Origin of the sequence: Paraburkholderia dinghuensis, assembly GCF_003837865.1 — a bacterium.
GTDB lineage: Bacteria > Pseudomonadota > Gammaproteobacteria > Burkholderiales > Burkholderiaceae > Paraburkholderia > Paraburkholderia dinghuensis.
The window spans coordinates 463,294-479,058 of the sequence record NZ_RQIS01000001.1 but is presented as its reverse complement, the minus strand read 5'-3'; the positions used below and the strand labels follow the sequence as shown (position 1 = coordinate 479,058).

The window sequence follows — 15,765 nt, the reverse complement described above, 5'->3', positions numbered from 1 at the left end:
GTTTTTTCTTGCCTGCAAATAGCGCTATAGACGCTTCAGGCGCTTTAGCGTCGCCCGATCAAACTCGCGCCATAAACCAGCGCGGCGAGCGCGGTGATCCAGAAGCTCGTCGGCCAGTCGGTGTAATACGCGAGCGTCACGCCGAGCCACGCCTGCACGAGTGCGAGCGCGGCGGCGAGCACGAGGCCGGTCGACAGACGCGTCGTCAGGTTCTGCGCTGCCGCGGCGGGTCCGACCATCAGCGTGAACACGAGCAGCACGCCGACGATCTGCGTGCACGCGGCCACCGCGAGCGCCGCGATGGCAAGGAATAGCACGGAGACGAGGCGCAGCGACACACCCTTGGCTTCCGCGAGTTCGGGTTGCAGCGAAGCGAACAACAGCGGCCGCATGATCGCGGCGAGCGCGGCGAGGCTCGCGATGGCGAGCGCGGCCAGCACACCGAGCGTGTCGCGGCCAACGCCGAGCACGTTGCCGAAGAGCAGGGCGGTGACCTGCGTCGCGTACGACGTGAAGAAGTGCAGGAACAAGAGGCCGAAGCCGAGCGCGAGCGAGAGGATCACGCCGATGGCGACATCGCGGCCCGCGAGCTTTTCGCCGAGCGCACCCATCGAAACACCTGCGGCGAGCGTGAAGCCGACCATGCCCCACATCGGCGAGACACCGAGCAGCACGGCGCCCGTCGCGCCGGTGAAGCCGACGTGCGAGAGCGCGTGGCCCGCGAAGGTCTGCCCGCGCAGCACGAGAAAATAGCCGACCACGCCCGCGAGCACCGCGACGATGCCCGACGCCGCGAAGGCGTTCACCATGAAATCGTATTCAAGCATCGTGCGTGTGGTCGTGTTGGCCGTTTTGTCCGTGTGCATCGCCGCCGGGCCGATGTGCATGCGCGGCGTGTCCGTGATCGTGTTCGTGCGTGTGATCGTGCTCGTGGCCGTGATCGTGTTTCTCGACTTCGACGTCGCCGGACATCACGAAGATGCGCCCTTTCATGCGCATGACTTCGATCGGCGATCCGTAGAGGCGCGAGAGCACCGGCCCGGTGATGACCTCGTCGACACTGCCGAGCGCGGCCACGCCATTGCCGAGATACAGCACGCGGTCGAGTGCGTTCAGGAGCGGATTGAGTTCGTGCGCCGAAAACAGCACCGCGATGCCGAGTTCGCGCTGCACGCGCCGCACGAGTTCGACCACGCCGCGCTGATGGTTCGGATCGAGGCTGATGAGCGGTTCGTCGAGCAAGAGCAGCTTCGGGTCACCGAGCAGGCATTGCGCGAGCAGGAGGCGCTGGCGCTCGCCGCCGGAAAGCTCGGAGAGCGGGCGGTCGGCGAGCGTCGTCGCGCCGACGAGGTCAAGCACGCGCGCGACGTCGGCGCGCGTGGCGGAATCGGTGCGCGGCAGGCCCCAGCGGTGACCGTCGGCGGCCATCGCGACGAAATCGCGTCCGCGCACGCGGCGGCTCGCCAGCGCGGTGCGCGTTTGCGGCATGTAGCCAATCGACGGATTGCCGCGCGCCACCGGCGCGCCGAGCACGCGGATCGCGCCGTGCGAGGCGGGCACGAGGCCGAGGATCGCTCGCATGAGCGTGGTCTTGCCCGCGCCGTTCGGCCCGAGCACGCCGATGAATTCGCCCTGGTTCACCGCGAAATTCGCGTCTCGCAGGATCGTCCGGTCGCCGAGCGTGAGCGTCACGCCCGCGAGCGTGAGCACCGGCGTCGCGTGACGGTGCGCGCCGTGCGGCGCCGCTTGAGCGTGCGAATCGTGGTGATCGTGGCGATCGTTGGACGGGGGCACCGCCGTCGTCATCGGGTCCTTCCTTGCACTTCGGGTTAGGGTTTCGCGGACGCGGCCAGCGCACGGTCGAGTGCGTCGAGCTGCGCCATCATCCATTGCTGGAACGTGACACCCGCCGGCTGCGTTTCAGTGACGCTTACCGCCGGCACCTTCGAATCTTTCGCGAGCACGAGCATGCGCCGCGTGAGTGCTTCGGTCGCCTGGCTGTTGTAGATCAGCACGCGCACGCGCCGCTCGCGCAGGTCGCGCTCGAAGGCGGCGATGTCCGAAGCGCTCGCCTCGGTGTCGTTCATCGTCGCCAGCTGGAAGCGCAGGTTGCGCATGTCGAGTCCGAGCGCGTCCGACATGTAGCCGAACACCGGCTCCGTCGCCGTCACCGGCACGCCATGGTAGCGCGTGCGCATGGCCGCCACCTTCGCATCGAGCGGTTTGAGCGAGACGAGGAACGCGGCCAGGTTCGCATCGTACACGCTCTTGTGCGCGGGGTCCGCCGCGGCGAGCGCAGCGCTCACCGCGCGCGCGACGGCGGGCATGGTCCGCGGGTCGTACCAGAGGTGCGGGTTGTCGCCGGCCTTCTTGCCGACCAGATCCGCCGCGACGATGATCGCGCGCGGGCTGCCCTGGCTACCCTTGGTAGCGCCGAGGAGCTTCGTCATCCACGGATCGTAATCGGCGCCGCTATAGACGACGATGCGCGCGTGCTGCAGCGCACGCGCCGTCGTCGGGCTGGCTTCGAAGAGGTGCGGGTCCTGGTCGGGGTTGCTGAGGATGCTCGTCACGTCCACGCGTGCGCCGCCGATCTGCTTGACCACGTCGCCGTAGAAGTTCTCCGCGGCGACGACGGGAATCGTCGCGTCCGCGGCGAGCGCAGCGTGGGCGAAGCCGAACACGGCAGCGACCGTGGCCGCCAGCGCGACGACGAGGCGCGCGGCAGCGCTCGTGAGGCGGGCGGCCGGACCGTGCGCGGGGTTTTGGTAGATCATGGCTCTGTCCTCGAAGGCGTCGGGAGCAGTGGAGGCGGCACGTCAGGGTGCGACAAAGCCGCAATGATATAACGTATCGCGCCGGTTGACGAGCAAGCGAGCCTCTTATCTCATTTTGTAGGCCTGTGCAGGCGGGGCCCTTGCGCGCCGCACCATCGAAATCTCCTTAAATCTCGTTTGCCCGCCTTGACATGCACCAGTGCGTATCCGATCATTCGATCATCAATAGAGCAAATGCTCGGTTATTGGGCGTTCGCTCACCCGATCGGCGCGCAAGGCGCTGGGACGAACGAATTGGGAGACAGCCCTGTGACACATTCCGCGAATCCGGCGGCTGGACGTTTGCAGGACAAGGTCGCCGTGCTGACCGGCGCGGCGAGCGGCATTGGCGAGGCCGTGGCGAGCCGCTATCTGGAGGAGGGTGCGTGCTGTGTGCTCGTCGACGTGAAGCCGGCTGGCGCCATCGCGCCCCAGCTTGCCGCCGATCACCCGGAGCGTGTGCTCGCACAGAGCGCCGATGTGACGCGCCGCGAGGACATCGAGCGTATCGTGGACGCGGCCGTCGAGCGCTTCGGACGTGTCGACATCCTCTTCAACAACGCGGCGCTTTTCGACATGCGCCCGCTCCTCGACGAATCCTGGGATGTTTATGACCGCCTATTCGCTGTCAACGTGAAGGGGATGTTCTTCCTCATGCAGGCCGTCGCGCGCCGCATGGTGGAGCAGGGTCACGGCGGCAAGATCATCAACATGTCGTCGCAGGCGGGACGTCGCGGTGAGGCACTTGTTTCGCACTACTGTGCAACGAAGGCCGCCGTGCTGAGCTACACGCAGTCGGCGGCGCTCGCGCTCGCGCCGTACCGGATCAACGTGAACGGCATTGCACCCGGCGTCGTCGATACGCCGATGTGGGATCAGGTCGACGCGCTCTTTGCGCAATACGAGCATCTCGCGGTCGGCGAAAAGAAACGGCTCGTGGGGGCGGCGGTGCCGCTCGGCCGCATGGGTCTGCCCGCAGACCTCACCGGCGCCGCGCTCTTTCTCGCGTCCGCGGACGCCGATTACATCACCGCCCAGACGCTCAACGTCGACGGCGGCAACTGGATGAGTTGAACTCAAGCCGCGTTCCATCGTGCGGCACGACATAACGTAACAAACAAAGGAGACAAGTCATGAAACCAGCCTTCAGGACCGCGTTACGTTTGCTTGGCGCGGGTGTCGTTGCTGCCGCCGGTGCAAGCGTCGTTCACGCGCAGACCGTCACCATTGCGATGTTGAACAATCCGGACATGATCGAGCTGAAGAAGCTCTCGCCGGCCTTCGAGAAGGCCAATCCGGGCATCAAGCTGAACTGGGTGATTCTCGAAGAAAACGTGCTGCGCCAGCGCGCAACCACCGACATTACGACCAACAGCGGCCAGTTCGACGTGATGATGATCGGCACGTTCGAAGCGCCGCAGTGGGGCAAGCGCGGCTGGCTCGTCCCGATGACGAACCTGCCCGCGAGCTACGATCTCGAAGACGTCGTGAAGACCGCGCGTGACGGCCTCTCGTACAACGGGACGCTTTTTGCGCTGCCGTTCTACGTCGAAAGCTCGATGACGTATTACCGCAAGGACCTGTTCGATGCGAAGGGCCTCAAGATGCCCGAGCAGCCGACCTATGACCAGATCGCCCAGTTCGCCGACAAGCTCACCGACAAGTCGGCCGGCACCTACGGCATCTGTCTGCGCGGCAAGGCGGGCTGGGGCGAAAACATGGCGTATGTGACGACGGTCGTGAACACGTTCGGCGGACGCTGGTTCGACGAGAAGTGGCACGCGCAGCTGACCACGCCCGAGTGGAAGAAGGCGGTGAACTTCTACGTCGATATGCTGAAGAAGGACGGGCCTCCGGGAGCCAGCTCGAACGGCTTCAACGAGAACCTGACGCTGATGTCGTCGGGCAAGTGCGGGATGTGGATCGACGCGACGGTCGCCGCGGGCATTCTCTTCAACAAGCAGCAGTCGCAGGTGGCCGACAAGATCGGCTTCGCCGCCGCGCCGACCCAGGTCACGCCGAACGGCTCGCACTGGCTGTGGTCGTGGGCGCTCGCGATTCCGAAGTCGTCGAAGTCGAAGGACTCCGCGCAGAAGTTCGTCGAGTGGGCCACGTCGAAGGAATACATCGAGTTGGTCGCGAAGGACCAGGGTTGGGCCTCGGTGCCGTCGGGCACGCGCAAGTCCACATATGCGCGTCCGGAATACCGGGCCGCCGCGCCGTTCGCCGACTTCGTGCTCAAGGCGATCCTGAGCGCCGATCCGACGCGTCCGACGCTCAAGCCGGTTCCGTACACGGGTATCCAGTTCGTCGGGATTCCTGAGTTTCAGTCGTTCGGCACCGTGGTCGGCCAGAACGTCTCCGGCGCGCTCGCCGGACAGATGAGCGTCGATCAGGCGTTGACCGCGGGCAACGCCGCCGCCGACCGTGCGGTCCAGCAGGCCGGCCTTCAGAAGTAGCGGGAAGCCGTCCGATGCGCGCCGCGCCGTCCGTGAAGCAGGGCGGCGCGGCCGCCGCCAGACAAGAGCGCCGCGACTCAAGCGGCGCGCAACAGTGAAGGGTGGTCACGATCATGCGTCATCTCCATCTTCCCATGCCTCTATTCAAAGGGGCGCGCAGTCAGGGCCCGCAGCGGGTCGAAACGCGGCGCACGGCGTCGAGCTGGCTTGTGGCGCCGTCCGTGGCGGTCTTGCTGGTGTGGATGACGATCCCGCTCGCGATGACGATCTGGTATTCGTTCACGCACTACAACCTGCTGAATCCCGATCTCAGGGGTTTCGCGGGCTTCGACAACTATCGCTTTCTCGCGACCGACCCGGCATTCGTTCCGTCGATCGTCCACACGATTCAACTGATCGTCTCGGTGCTCGTGATCACGGTGGTGGGCGGCGTGCTGATGGCCGTGCTGTTCGACCGCAAATTCTACGGCCAGGGCATCGCGCGTCTATTCGCCATCGCGCCTTTCTTTGTGATGCCGACGGTCTCCGCGCTGATCTGGAAGAACATGATCCTGCATCCCGTGTATGGCCTCGTTGCCATCGCGATGCGCGCGGTAGGGCTTACGCCGATCGACTGGTTTGCCAACTATCCGCTCACCGCGGTCATCATGATCGTCGCGTGGCAGTGGTTGCCGTTCGCGTTCCTGATCCTCTTCACCGCGATACAGTCGCTGGACCAGGAGCAAAAGGAAGCGGCGCGCATCGACGGCGCTGGGCCGATCTCCATGTTCTTTTACATCACGCTGCCGCACCTGAGCCGTGCCATCGCGGTGGTTGTGATGATGGAGACGATTTTCCTGCTGGCCATCTTCGCCGAGATCTACACGACCACGGGCGGCGGACCGGGCAATGCGACCACCAATCTCACTTACCTGATCTACTCGATGGGCCTGCAGCAGTTCGACGTGGGCATCGCGTCCGCAGGCGGCATTCTCGCCGTGGTGCTGGCGAACATCGTGTCGTTCTTCCTCGTGCGCATGCTTGCACGGAACCTCAAAGGGGAGTACGAAAAATGAGCCAGCTTGCCGCTACGCCAACGGCTGCACCAGAGTCGCCGCATGCCGTCAACCGCTCGTCGCCGGTGCAGTTCATCGGCCGCGTGCTGCCCGGTCTTCTCGCGTGGATCATCGCGCTCGCGCTGTTCTTCCCGATCTTCTGGATGACGATCACGGCGTTCAAGACCGAGCAGCAGGCCTATATTCCGTCGCTCTTTTTCATGCCGACGCTAGACAGCTTCCGCGAGGTGTTCGCGCGCAGCAACTACTTCGCGTTCGCGTGGAATTCGATCCTGATTTCGGCAGGCGTGACGCTCGTGTGCCTGCTTCTCGCCGTGCCCGCCGCTTACTCGATGGCGTTCTTCCCGACCCAGCGCACGCAGAAAGTCCTGCTGTGGATGCTCTCGACGAAGATGATGCCTTCGGTGGGCGTGCTCGTGCCGATCTATCTGCTGTGGAAAAACAGCGGGATGCTCGATACGGTGAGCGGTCTGGTCATCGTCTATACGCTGATCAATCTGCCGATTGCGGTGTGGATGGCTTTCACCTACTTCAACGAAATTCCACGCGACATCCTCGAAGCCGGCCGCATGGACGGTGCGGCGACCTGGCAGGAAATCGTCTATCTGCTGATGCCGATGGCGGTTCCGGGTCTCGTCTCGACTGCGCTGCTGCTCATCATTCTTTCGTGGAACGAAGCGTTCTGGAGCATCAACCTGTCGAGTTCGAACGCGGCGCCGCTTACTGTGTTCATTGCATCGTATTCGAGCCCCGAGGGACTCTTCTGGGCGAAGCTCTCGGCGGCTTCGCTGCTCGCGGTGGCGCCGGTGCTGATCCTCGGCTGGCTGTCGCAGAAGCAACTGGTGCGCGGACTCACGTTCGGGGCCGTCAAATGACGGCGGTTGCCGCATTGATCTGCGACTGCGATGGCGTGCTGATCGACAGCGAAGCCGTGGCCGCGCGCGTGCTCGTCCGCGAACTCGAGGCGCGCTGGCCTGGCGTCGCCGTCACGCCGGTCGTGATGCCGCTGCTCGGGCAGCGCATCGAGCGCGTGCTCAGTGGCGCGTGTGAGGCGCTCGGACGCAGCCTCACGTCGCACGATGTAGAAGCGATCGGTATGGCTGCCGAACGGGAAGCGCAGGACGCGCCGCTCTTTCCCGGCGTGGTGGCCGCGCTCGACGCCATCGCGCTCCTGAAGGCATGTGCGAGCAACAGCTATACGGCGGTCGTGCATGGCGTACTGGCGCGAAACGGCCTCGCGCGGTTTTTCGGCGATCGGGTCTATTGTGCCGACAAGGTCGCGAAGCCCAAGCCCGCGCCCGACGTTTATCTCGCGGCTGCGCAAGGCACAGGCGTGGCGCCTCGTGCATGCCTCGTCGTCGAAGACAGCGTGGCGGGTGTGAGCGCGGCGCGTGCGGCGGGCATGACGGTGCTGGGTTTCGTCGGCGGTACGCACGTAGGCGATGCGCATGCTCGGGAGTTGCGCGATGTGGGCGCGATCGAGGTTTTCGACGATATGAGCACGCTGCCCGCGCGGGTGGCGTACTGGACGCAAAACACGCAAGCGGTGCAAGCCCGCTCGCGTTGAGGGCATTGCGGCACACGCCGCGATGGACACGATGGACAGCGGCAAACGGCGCATCAGACAACACCGCGCCGCAACGAACGGAGACACATCATGGCAAGCGTGATTCTGCGAAACGTGCTGAAGCGCTACGACGAGACCGAAGTGCTGCGCGACGTGAACCTCGACATCGCGGACGGTGAATTCGTCGTGTTCGTCGGCCCGAGCGGCTGCGGCAAGACCACGCTGATGCGGATGATCGCAGGTCTGGAGGACATCAGCGGCGGCGATCTCACGATCGACGGCGCGCGCATGAACGATGTGCCGCCCGCAAAGCGCGGCATTGCGATGGTGTTCCAGTCATATGCGCTCTACCCGCACATGACGCTCTACGACAACATGGCGTTCGGCCTGAAGCTCGCGGGGGCGAAGAAGCCCGAGATCGACGCCGCCGTGAAGAACGCCGCGAAGATCCTGCATATCGACCATCTGCTGGATCGCAAGCCGAAGCAGCTGTCGGGCGGTCAGCGTCAGCGCGTGGCGATAGGGCGCGCGATCACGCGCAAGCCGAAGGTCTTTCTTTTCGACGAGCCGCTCTCGAACCTCGACGCTGCACTGCGCGTAAAGATGCGCCTCGAATTCGCGCGTCTGCATGACGAGTTGAAGACGACGATGATCTACGTGACGCACGACCAGGTTGAAGCGATGACGCTGGCGGACAAGATTGTCGTGCTGTCGGCGGGGAATGTCGAGCAAGTTGGGACTCCGAATCAACTCTATCACGCTCCGGCCAACCGGTTTGTGGCGGGCTTCATCGGATCGCCGAAAATGAACTTCCTCGACGGTACGATCCTGCAGCTTGCGTCCGATGGCATCGTGGTGCGTTACGAGACTGGCGAATCGCAGAAAGTGGCTGTGGAGCCGCGCGGCGCGCGCGTCGGCGACAAGGTGACCGTGGGCATCCGGCCCGAGCATCTGCACATGCTCGCAGGCGAGTGGGGCGTGAGCGCGCGGGCGATGACGGTCGAGTCGCTAGGCGACGCTGCGTATCTCTACGCGGAGACGTCAGTTGCGCCGGACGGGTTGATCGCGCGGATTCCGCCGCTGGAAAGGCATGAGCGTGGAGAATCGATGAAGCTGGGTGCGACGCCGGATCATTGCCATCTGTTCGACGCGGATGGTCACGCGTTCGAGCGGCGGTTCGCGCACGAAATGGCGGCTTAGGCGGGAGGCGAAACGAAGCGATGCAAGCGCTGCTGCGATTGAGCGGCAGTGCAGCGCCGGGGTCGACTGTGGTTGTCGTTGTGCGCCCGCTCTGCGCGGGCGTTTTTTTTGAGGCTTTTCTTTGCTAATGCCGTGTAACCACGTGTGATCGCGGAACTAACGGAGAGCCGCCGCCTTGCGACAGCCCCCACTTCGCGACGCGGCGACCCTTTCCCGATGGCGTGTCACCCACCGTGGTCAGCCGCTTTCACGATTCGATTACTTGCCGATGCCGATCAGCTCGACTTCGAACGTGAGGTCGCTGTTCGGCGGGATCGGACCGACTGCGCGATCGCCATAAGCGGTCGCGGCCGGGCAGGTCAGCTTCGCCTTTCCACCCACCCGCATCTTCTGCACGCCTTGCGTCCAGCACGGAATCACTTGCCCGAGCGGGAAGGTCGCCGGTCCGCCGTGCTTGGCGGAACTGTCGAATTCAGTACCGTTCGCCAGCGTGCCGCGGTAGTTGACGCGCACGATGTCTTCGGCGGTCGGTTGCGGGCCGGTGCCTTGCTTGAGGTGTTCGACTACGACGCCCGATGGCAACTTCTCTACGGTGTTGGCGGCGAACGCGGTCGATGCAACGGTGGCAGCGGCGAGTAGGGCAATCAGAGATTTCATGGGAAGTCCTCGTTGAATGGCACGGCAATTATATCGGGAGCCTCTCGCCGGGGTTCCGGATCGTCGCAGGCCAGGCTGGGCGAACGTCAAAGCGCCGCCTCGCCGTTTTCATCAATAGCTGGCATCATGGCCGCCTCGCTCGCGTTAGCTCACCTTTTCTGGAGGCCCAGCCATGGCATGGCGCCGCATTCGGCAAGACTATCTGGTACGTTTCTGGGCGCCGCTGCCCTCGATCATCGCGGCCGGCGTGCTGTCCGCGTTTTACTTCGGCGTGACGGGCACCTTCTGGGCGGTCACCGGTGAATTCACCCGCTGGGGCGGACATGTGCTTCAGGCTTTCGGCCTGCACCCCGAGGACTGGGGATATTTCAAGGTCATCGGACTGCACGGCGCACCGTGGACGCGCATCGACGGCGTCATGGTGCTCGGTATGTTCGCGGGCAGCCTGGCCGCCGCACTGTGGGCCAACAACGTCAAGCTGCGTTTTCCGCGTCGTCGGCGCCGCATCGTCCAGGCTCTGGCAGGCGGCGCGATAGCGGGATTCGGGGCGCGGCTCGCGATGGGGTGCAATCTCGCGGCCTTCTTCACGGGCATCCCGCAGTTCTCGCTACACGCGTGGCTGTTTGCGCTGGCTACCATCGTCGGTTCCTATTTCGGCACACGCGTCGCGCTGATGCGCTACCTGAAGGCCGAACCCCATCTTGAACGCGTGACGACTGGCCAGAAAACCCGCCTTCCCGCCAGACAGCCGAAATGGCAATTCCGTGCCGGCGTACTGGTATTTTCCGGCGCGCTTGCCGGCGCGCTCGCGCTCGCATTCGGCGCGCAAAAGCTCGGTCTTGCCGCTGTTTTCGGCATCGCATTCGGGGTGCTGATCGAGCGGGCGCAAATCTGCTTCACGTCGGCGTTTCGTGACATGTGGATCACGGGACGCACGACGATGGCGCGCGCGATCGTGCTCGGCATGGCCGCCAGCGCGATCGGGATTTTCAGCTACGTCCAGCTCGGTGTCGCGCCGAAGATCTTCTGGGCCGGTCCGAATGCCATCATCGGTGGCGTGCTGTTCGGCTTTGGCATCGTGATTGCAGGCGGCTGCGAAACGGGCTGGATGTATCGTGCGATGGAAGGCCAGGTGCATTACTGGTGGGTCGGCGTCGGCAATATCGTGGGCGCGACGGTGCTTGCGGCGCTTTGGGATCGCGTCGCGCCGGTGCTGGCGCTCGATTACCCGAAGGTCAACCTGCTGAATGCTTTGGGGCCGATGGGCGGACTGATCGCGACTTATGCGGGTCTCGTCGTGGCATTCGCCCTGTTGCTGTGGTGGGAGCGAACCTACCTCGATCGTGCGCGTCCGCGCACGCTTGGCCAATCCGAATCCGGGAGCGCAATCTGATGGCTGACGAAATCCTCACGCCCGACTTTCGGCTCGATCTCAGCGGCGAGCCCTGTCCGTATCCCGTCGTCGCGACGCTCGAAACCATGCCGAATCTGCAGCCCGGCGAGGTCCTCGAAGTGCTCAGTGACTGCCCCCAGTCGATCAACAGCATTCCCGCCGACGTACAACGCTACGGATACCGCGTGCTGAAGATCGAACAGCATGGACCGACGATTCTTTACTGGATCCAGCGGTAGGTGACGGGCCAACGATCGGCTTCATCGAGGATTGCCCAGGAACGCGGTGAAGACGATCGGCTGGCGAATCGTGCAAGGAACATGCTTGAACGCTGCGCACGAAGTCCCTGCGCTGTGTGTGCCTGCTACGCCCCGAGCGCGGCCTTCGCGCATTCCTCGTCGGTGACAAGCCCCGATAACCAGCCGCCGTTCAGCGCCGCAATCACCGCCTGACGTTTGCGCGCACCGCCCGCAAAGCCGATGGTCGGCCGCTTCGGCGGCGAATCGAGGTGCACGCTCGTCACGCGCCGGCCCGTCGGTGAATCGACGCGCCGGCCCGACGCGTCGATCGGCAGCCCGAGCATTTCGGCTGTCGCGCCGAGCTGCATCAGCTCGCGCACTTCATCGGCGGTGATGAAGCCGTCTTCGTGCAGCGGACAATGCTCGCCGATATTGCCGATCCCGACGAACGCGACATCGGCTTGCGCGGAAAGCGACTCGACGATCCGATAGAGCCGGTGATTGCACCACTGCGCGCGCTCGGCCTCGTTATCGGCGATGAGGGGCGCGGGCAGCAGGAAGTGTTTGCCGCCCGTTTTCTCGGAGATGTGCAGCGCGACGTCGTAGCGGTTCGACGAGCCGTCCTGCGCAATCGCGCCCACCATCGACACGAGCCGGTGCTGCGGCCGCTCGAGCTGCGCTATCTGATCGACGGCGGCCTTGAGTGTGCGCCCACTGCTCACGGCGACGATCATCGGCTGTTCTTCGGCGAGGTAGCGCTCCATGACTTGCGCACCCGCGACGGCGAGCTTGCGGTCGATTTCCTCGGGTGTGTCGTTGTCGACCGGAACTACTTCGCAGACCGAAAGACCGTAGCGTTTCGACAACTGGTCGGCAAGCGCGAGGCAATCGGCTAGCTGGTGATCGACGCGCACGCGGATCAGGTTCTTTTCGACCGCGAACGCGACGAGCCGCTGCGCGACGGGCCGCGAGACCTGCAGCTTCTCCGCGATTTCGTTCTGGGTGTTGCCGGCCACGTAGTAAAGCCAGGCGGCGCGGGTGGCGAGATCGAGTTTTTCGGTGGACTTTGGCACGGTGCTATCGGGTGTCGGGGGTGTCGGCGCGCTCGCGTGAAGCCCGCAGTGTAACGGACCTCAGGCGAGCCGCTCGCGCGATCGATCGAAGAGCGGTCGCACGTGGCGGTAGAGCGCACGGTAGGTGTCGAGCCGTTCGCGTAGCGCTGCGTGGCGGTCCGCGTTAGGCATGTATTCGGCGACCACAGGTGGCTTCGTCAGCACGTCTTTTGCATCGCCGCCCGCAGCGAGCCAGCCGAGCCGCGCTGCGCCGAGTGCCGCGCCCGTCTCACCGCCGCCGTGCTGGCGCGTGGGTGTATCGAAGGCATCGGCCACGAGTTGCGCCCAGTACGCGCTGCGCGCGCCGCCTCCGATCATCGAGAGGGCGCCCACTTCGGTGCCGGCCGCGGCGAGCGCGTCGAGGCCGTCGGTGAGTGCGAGCGTCACGCCTTCGAGCACGGCATAGCCGAGCAGCGCGCGGTCGGTCGCATGCGTCATGCCGAAGAAAACGCCTTGCGCGTAGGGGTCGTTGTGCGGCGTGCGCTCGCCCGAGAGATACGGCAGGAAGAGCGGTGCCTGGCTCACCGCATCAGGTGCGAGCTTTTCGACTTCGGCGAGCAGCGTGGGCTCGTCGGTGCCGGTGAGCTTGCAGACCCAGCGCAGACAACTGGCCGCCGAAAGCACGACACTCATCTGATGCCAGCGGTCGGGAATCGCGTGGCAGAACGCATGGACCGCCGACGCCGGATTGGGCCGGAAGCGGTCGCCCACGACGCACAGTACGCCCGATGTGCCGAGCGAGACGAAGCCGTCGCCAGGCTGCGTCGCGCCGATGCCGATCGCGCTCGTCGCGTTGTCGCCGCCGCCGGCCGCGACGATGACGTCGGGGCGCAGGCCGAGTTCGCGCGCGATTTCGGGCAGCAGTGTGCCCGACGGCGCGCTGCCCTCGGCGAGCGCGGGCATCTGTGAGCGTGTCATGTTGCACGCGTCGAGTAGCGCATCGGACCAGTCGCGCTTTGCGACGTCGAGCCAGAGCGTGCCGGCCGCATCCGATGGATCGGACACCTTGCCGCCCGTGAGACGCAGGCGCAGATAGTCCTTCGGCAGCAGCACACAGGCCGTTTCACGAAAAATCTGCGGCTCGTGGCGCGCGACCCAGAGCAGCTTCGGCGCGGTGAATCCCGGCATCGCGAGATTGCCCGCGACGCGGTGAAGCTGCGGCGCGCGCGCAGTGAGTTCGGCGCACTCGTCGACGGCGCGCATGTCGTTCCAGAGGATCGCGGGGCGCAGCACGTTGTCGTGTGCGTCGAGCAGGACGGCGCCGTGCATCTGTCCGGAGAGCCCGATGCCGCGCACTTGCGCGAAATCGGCGGGATGCTTCTCGCGCAGCATGGCGAGCGAATGGCGCGTGCCGTCCCACCAGTCGGCGGGATTCTGCTCGGACCAGCGCGGGTGCGCGCGCGTGACCACGAACGGCGAGCCGGCAGTGCCGATCACGCGGCCATCGGGCGCGAGCAGCAGGACTTTCACTTCGGAGGTGCCGAGGTCGATGCCCAGGTACATGTGCGCGCGAAGTCGTGGGGAGATGCGCTACTTTAGCCGCCTGGCGTGCGCAGCGCCATGCGCGGCGACCCGGGGGCCCGGCGCTCGAACCCGCACGTGCGCGCGGCGCGGCGCATGCGGGCGAGCGAACGTGATGATGGTGACGATGGCGACGCCCCGCTCAAGCCTGTGCGCTGCGGCGTGCAGCGAGCCACGCATCGACGCGTGCCAGCGCATCGCGCATCGCGCCGCCGAGCGTTGCGTTGCCGGCGAGTCCGCCCCACAGAAGCTTGTCGGCGCAGAAGACGGCAAGCGGGTCGTCGGCCTCGAACATGCGGTGCACGGCGGCTTCGTCCATGACGCCGTCCTGATACGTGTACGGCAGCGTCCCCTTGTGCCAGCGTTCGAGAAAGCGCAGGAAGAGCGCGGGCAGCATCGCCGTCGCGGCAGGCGTCGCACCGGCTGCGATGCGTTGCGCAAGCGTCGGCGTAATGAAGCCGGGGATCTTCGAGTAGCCGTCCGCGGCGACGCGCTGGTTCGTGTCCTGAATGTACGGATTGCTGAAGCGATCGAGCACGACGTCGCGGTACTTCGCGAGATCGAGCGGGCTCGGCGTGAGACAGGGAATCACGTCTTCGCTCACGTATTGGCGGGCAAAGGCGCGGATATCGGCGTCGCTTGTGCCTTCGTGAATGTAGTTGAGGCCAATCAGCGTGCCCGCCCACGCGATGCAGCTGTGCGTCGCGTTGAGAATGCGGATTTTTGCTTCCTCATACGGCTTCACCGACGCGACCAGTTCCGCGCCCGCGCGCTCCCACGCAGGGCGGCCGGCGCGGAAGCGATCCTCGATCACCCACTGGATGAACGCTTCGCCCATGACCGGGCACGTGTCGTCGACGCCGGTCGCCGCTTTCACGCGCTCGCGGACATCGGGTGTGGGGCGCGGCGTAATGCGGTCGACCATCGAATCCGGGCAGGCCGTGTTCGCGTCGAACCAGGCGAGCAGGGCGCTCGCGTTGCGCCGCGTGAGAAATTCGCGCATGCCCGCGTGAAAGCGATCGCCGTTGCTGCGCAGGTTATCGCAGGTCTGCAGCGTGACGAGGCCGCCGTTGCGCGCCATGCGCGCTTCGAGTATCGCGGCGAGCGCGCCGTAGATCGTCGTGCGCGCGCCGTTGAGATCGGCGGCGAGGTCGGGGTTCGCGGTGTCGAGGCGGTCGTGTTCGTCGAGGTAATAGCCGCCTTCGGTGACGGTGAACGCGACGATCTTGCACGCGGGATCGGCGCCTGCCTCGATCAGGCCCGCGAGGTCGGCGGACCACGGCAGCACGCGCGTGATCGAACGGATCGTTTCGTAGCTGCGCTCGCCATGCGGCGTGACGGTTTCGAGCGTGTAGACCCCGTGCTGGGCTACGAGGGCGTCGAGCACGGCGTTCATGTCGGACCGGATGTTGCCGACGGTCAGCGACCAGGCCGCCTCGCCGGGTTCGCGCGAGAGGTTCACGCGATGCAGGTACCACGCCTGATGCGCCCGGTGAAACGAACCGGCACCGATGTGCAGGATAACGTTTGGGCTGGTGCCTTCGCTGTTCATGTGTGTCTCCTTTCGGTCGCACTGGCGTATTGGCCAAGGCTGGCACATCAGCGCCTGCGTTGGCCCATAGCACCTGGTGCGATCCCATGCAGAGCCGAGAGGTACGGAGTGCGCGCATCGACTGCGCGTCCAGGGTTGGTTCAGTACCTCGGACAGAGCAATTGCTCTATTTGTGAACTAATGATCGTTGCCGG

At 65.3% G+C, this 15,765-nt stretch carries 15 protein-coding genes; 8 read left to right on the top strand and 7 right to left on the bottom strand.

All coding sequences use genetic code 11. From position 1 onward, the window contains the following. Positions 1-44: 44 nt before the first annotated feature. Genes D1Y85_RS02245 through D1Y85_RS02235 form a run of 3 tightly spaced genes read right to left on the bottom strand, consistent with a single transcriptional unit; the run spans position 45 to position 2,777 of the window. On the bottom strand, positions 45-827 hold the full coding sequence (locus D1Y85_RS02245) for a metal ABC transporter permease (protein WP_124149375.1): 783 nt from the start codon (positions 825-827) through the stop codon (positions 45-47). Next, entirely contained in the window at positions 820-1,806 is a 987-nt protein-coding gene (locus D1Y85_RS02240; protein WP_124149374.1) for an ABC transporter ATP-binding protein, read from the bottom strand. The genes D1Y85_RS02245 and D1Y85_RS02240 overlap by 8 nt, the downstream gene beginning before the upstream one ends. Before the next feature lie 23 nt (positions 1,807-1,829). Next, positions 1,830-2,777, bottom strand: a complete 948-nt coding sequence (locus D1Y85_RS02235; protein ID WP_124149373.1) for a metal ABC transporter solute-binding protein, Zn/Mn family — start codon at positions 2,775-2,777, stop codon at positions 1,830-1,832. A gap of 309 nt (positions 2,778-3,086) precedes the next feature. Between D1Y85_RS02235 and D1Y85_RS02230 the strand changes: the two genes are divergently transcribed. The 6 genes from D1Y85_RS02230 to D1Y85_RS02205 all read left to right on the top strand — a co-directional run bounded on the left by D1Y85_RS02230 (position 3,087) and on the right by D1Y85_RS02205 (position 9,097). Continuing rightward, entirely contained in the window at positions 3,087-3,890 is an 804-nt protein-coding gene (locus D1Y85_RS02230) for an L-iditol 2-dehydrogenase (protein ID WP_246024737.1), read from the top strand. 59 nt (positions 3,891-3,949) lie between these two features. Next, the gene (locus D1Y85_RS02225) at positions 3,950-5,275 is read left to right on the top strand and encodes an ABC transporter substrate-binding protein (protein WP_124149371.1); all 1,326 of its coding nucleotides are present in this window, start codon (positions 3,950-3,952) and stop codon (positions 5,273-5,275) included. A gap of 134 nt (positions 5,276-5,409) precedes the next feature. Then, entirely contained in the window at positions 5,410-6,330 is a 921-nt protein-coding gene (locus D1Y85_RS02220) for a carbohydrate ABC transporter permease (protein ID WP_124149370.1), read from the top strand. Further along, positions 6,327-7,205, top strand: coding sequence for a carbohydrate ABC transporter permease (locus D1Y85_RS02215; RefSeq protein WP_124149369.1), 879 nt, complete (start codon positions 6,327-6,329; stop codon positions 7,203-7,205). The genes D1Y85_RS02220 and D1Y85_RS02215 overlap by 4 nt, the downstream gene beginning before the upstream one ends. Further along, the gene (locus tag D1Y85_RS02210; protein ID WP_124149368.1) at positions 7,202-7,897 is read left to right on the top strand and encodes an HAD family hydrolase; all 696 of its coding nucleotides are present in this window, start codon (positions 7,202-7,204) and stop codon (positions 7,895-7,897) included. Before D1Y85_RS02215 ends, D1Y85_RS02210 begins: the two co-directional genes overlap by 4 nt. A gap of 90 nt (positions 7,898-7,987) precedes the next feature. Then, complete coding sequence (locus D1Y85_RS02205; protein WP_124149367.1) at positions 7,988-9,097, top strand: ABC transporter ATP-binding protein; 1,110 nt, start codon at positions 7,988-7,990, stop codon at positions 9,095-9,097. Between the two features lie 258 nt (positions 9,098-9,355). Here D1Y85_RS02205 and D1Y85_RS02200 read toward each other — a convergent pair whose 3' ends face one another. After that, on the bottom strand, positions 9,356-9,754 hold the full coding sequence (locus tag D1Y85_RS02200; protein WP_124149366.1) for an FKBP-type peptidyl-prolyl cis-trans isomerase: 399 nt from the start codon (positions 9,752-9,754) through the stop codon (positions 9,356-9,358). A gap of 172 nt (positions 9,755-9,926) precedes the next feature. Here D1Y85_RS02200 and yedE point away from each other — a divergent pair, with 172 nt between their 5' ends. Together yedE and yedF are read left to right on the top strand one after the other, a co-directional pair. After that, positions 9,927-11,147 carry a selenium metabolism membrane protein YedE/FdhT gene (gene yedE, locus D1Y85_RS02195; RefSeq protein ID WP_124149365.1) on the top strand — a complete coding sequence of 407 codons (1,221 nt, stop codon included), beginning with the start codon at positions 9,927-9,929 and terminating at the stop codon, positions 11,145-11,147. Beyond that, a complete protein-coding gene (gene yedF, locus D1Y85_RS02190) occupies positions 11,147-11,386 on the top strand; it encodes a sulfurtransferase-like selenium metabolism protein YedF (protein ID WP_124149364.1) in 240 nt (79 codons plus the stop codon). The genes yedE and yedF overlap by 1 nt, the downstream gene beginning before the upstream one ends. A gap of 125 nt (positions 11,387-11,511) precedes the next feature. Here the strand turns inward: yedF and D1Y85_RS02185 are convergent, their stop codons facing one another. The 3 genes from D1Y85_RS02185 to dalD form a co-directional block, all read right to left on the bottom strand. After that, positions 11,512-12,459 (bottom strand): sugar-binding transcriptional regulator, encoded by a 948-nt coding sequence (locus tag D1Y85_RS02185; protein ID WP_124149363.1) that lies wholly within the window; start codon positions 12,457-12,459, stop codon positions 11,512-11,514. Positions 12,460-12,519: 60 nt separating this feature from the next. Beyond that, entirely contained in the window at positions 12,520-14,001 is a 1,482-nt protein-coding gene (xylB, locus tag D1Y85_RS02180; RefSeq protein WP_124149362.1) for a xylulokinase, read from the bottom strand. A 160-nt stretch (positions 14,002-14,161) separates the two neighbouring features. Further along, positions 14,162-15,571 (bottom strand): D-arabinitol 4-dehydrogenase, encoded by a 1,410-nt coding sequence (gene dalD / locus D1Y85_RS02175; protein WP_124149361.1) that lies wholly within the window; start codon positions 15,569-15,571, stop codon positions 14,162-14,164. Positions 15,572-15,765 lie beyond the last annotated feature (194 nt).

Excerpts from the sequence above, each read along its gene's own strand:
- D1Y85_RS02245 (WP_124149375.1), bottom strand. The coding sequence starts at position 827 with ATGCTTGAATACGATTTCATGGTGAACGCCTTCGCGGCGTCGGGCATC.
- D1Y85_RS02240 (WP_124149374.1), bottom strand. The coding sequence starts at position 1,806 with ATGACGACGGCGGTGCCCCCGTCCAACGATCGCCACGATCACCACGAT.
- D1Y85_RS02235 (WP_124149373.1), bottom strand. The coding sequence starts at position 2,777 with ATGATCTACCAAAACCCCGCGCACGGTCCGGCCGCCCGCCTCACGAGC.
- D1Y85_RS02225 (WP_124149371.1), top strand. The coding sequence starts at position 3,950 with ATGAAACCAGCCTTCAGGACCGCGTTACGTTTGCTTGGCGCGGGTGTC.
- D1Y85_RS02220 (WP_124149370.1), top strand. The coding sequence starts at position 5,410 with ATGCCTCTATTCAAAGGGGCGCGCAGTCAGGGCCCGCAGCGGGTCGAA.
- D1Y85_RS02215 (WP_124149369.1), top strand. The coding sequence starts at position 6,327 with ATGAGCCAGCTTGCCGCTACGCCAACGGCTGCACCAGAGTCGCCGCAT.
- D1Y85_RS02210 (WP_124149368.1), top strand. The coding sequence starts at position 7,202 with ATGACGGCGGTTGCCGCATTGATCTGCGACTGCGATGGCGTGCTGATC.
- D1Y85_RS02205 (WP_124149367.1), top strand. The coding sequence starts at position 7,988 with ATGGCAAGCGTGATTCTGCGAAACGTGCTGAAGCGCTACGACGAGACC.
- D1Y85_RS02200 (WP_124149366.1), bottom strand. The coding sequence starts at position 9,754 with ATGAAATCTCTGATTGCCCTACTCGCCGCTGCCACCGTTGCATCGACC.
- yedE (WP_124149365.1), top strand. The coding sequence starts at position 9,927 with ATGGCATGGCGCCGCATTCGGCAAGACTATCTGGTACGTTTCTGGGCG.
- yedF (WP_124149364.1), top strand. The coding sequence starts at position 11,147 with ATGGCTGACGAAATCCTCACGCCCGACTTTCGGCTCGATCTCAGCGGC.
- xylB (WP_124149362.1), bottom strand. The coding sequence starts at position 14,001 with ATGTACCTGGGCATCGACCTCGGCACCTCCGAAGTGAAAGTCCTGCTG.
- dalD (WP_124149361.1), bottom strand. The coding sequence starts at position 15,571 with ATGAACAGCGAAGGCACCAGCCCAAACGTTATCCTGCACATCGGTGCC.